The following is a 1,713-nucleotide window of genomic DNA, read 5'->3' as shown; positions in this document are numbered from 1 at the left end:
CGCCTCGGGCATCGCGACGGGCTACAAGAAGGGCCTGTCGGCGATCATCGACGCGAACGTCGTCACGATCATGGTCGCCTTCATCCTGTTCGTCCTGGCGACGGCGGGGGTCAAGGGCTTCGCCCTGACGCTGGGCCTCGGCGTCATCGTCTCGCTGTTCACCGCGGTCCTGGCGACGCAGGCGATCCTCGGCGCGATGGGCAAGTCGCGGTTCATCTCCAAGCCCAGCGCGCTGGGTGCCGAGAAGCCGAAGGGCAACCGCTTCCGGCTGGACTACATGGGCTACTCGAAGTGGTTCTTCAGCGCGTCCGGCGTGATCCTGCTCATCTGCGCACTGGCGCTCGGCTCGAAGGGCATCAACTTCGGCATCGACTTCGAGTCCGGCACGCGGATCAGCCTCGACGTCAGGCAGAACGTCAACGAGAACGACGTGCGCGAGGTGCTGCGCGGCGAGGGGCTGGCCGACGCGAAGATCCAGAAGGTCACCGGCCTGAAGGAGGCCAAGGGCGCCAGCCAGTTCCAGATCTCGACCGACAACCTCAAGCCGCCCGAGGTGTCGCGCGTCACGCAGGCCGTCGCGGAGAAGTTCGGCCTGGCCGACACCCCGAGCTCGACCTCGATCGGACCGACCTTCGGCCAGACGGTGGCCAACTCGGCGATCATCGCGATCATCGCGTCGCTGTTCGTGATCTCGGCGTACATCGCGCTGCGATTCGAACCCAAGTACGCCGTTCCGGTGCTCATCGCCGTGATGCACGACATCCTCATCACTGCGGGCGTGTACGCGCTCGTCGGCCAGGAGGTGACAACGGCGACGGTCGCGGCGTTGCTCACCATCTTGGGTTTCTCTCTCTACGACACGATCATCGTGTTCGACCGAATCCGCGAGAACGTGCCGCGCATGCCGCGTGCCGCCTTCTCACAGATCGTCAACCGCTCCATGTCCGAGGTCATCGTGCGCTCGCTGGCCACGAGCTTCTGCTCGGGCCTGCCCGTGCTCGCGCTGCTGCTCTTCGGCGGCGAGACGCTGCAGGCGTTCGCCTTCGCGCTGCTCGTCGGCACGATCTCAGGCACGTACTCGTCGGTGTTCATCGCCGGTCCGGTGCTGACGCTGTGGAAGGAGCGCGAGCCCGTCTACCGCCGCCGCCACGCGCGGATCGCCGCCGAGAACGGCGGCGTCGTGCCGGCCTACGCGACCGGCAGCGCCAACGAGCAGGTCGACCCCGACGCCAAGCGCAAGCTGCGCAAGGGCAAGCGCCTGACCGCGCCCGACGACCCCGACGCGGGAGTGTCGCGCGAGGAGTTCGAGGAGCTCGTGCGCGACCTGCACGTCGATCCGGTGCCGCAGCGCACGGCCGTGACCACGAAGCCCAAGCCCAAGCCGGTCAAGCCCGCGCCCGCTCCGCGGGACGAGTCGGCCGACGCGCTGCCCGAGGATGTCGTCATGCCCCCGGTCCGCGACGAGCCGGCCGCGCCCAAGCGCAGCAAGCGCTCGTCGGCGGCCGCCAAGAAGCGCTCCAAGCACGGAAGGCCACGGTGATCTGAGTGGGACTGCTCGCCTGGACGATGATGGGCCTCGCCCTCTGGCACTTCACGGTGTTCCTGCCCGACCGCTGCTGGAGCGGGATCATCGGCGCGTTCCTCGGCTGCGTGTTCGGCGCGATCGTCTTCGGCCTCGTGCTCCACGGCTTCGCGATCCCCGGCCAGGACGAC

General features: G+C 68.2%; 1 protein-coding gene. It reads left to right on the top strand.

Going from position 1 to position 1,713, the window contains the following annotated elements:
- Positions 1-1,540, top strand: a 1,540-nt coding sequence (secF, locus tag V6M37_RS10580; protein ID WP_332673035.1) for a protein translocase subunit SecF, incomplete at its 5' end; no start/stop codon positions are given.
- Positions 1,541-1,713 lie beyond the last annotated feature (173 nt).

It is taken from the genome of Aromatoleum sp. (assembly GCF_036675785.1).
Lineage (GTDB): Bacteria > Pseudomonadota > Gammaproteobacteria > Burkholderiales > Rhodocyclaceae > Aromatoleum.
This window is presented reverse-complemented; position numbering and strand designations above follow the sequence as displayed.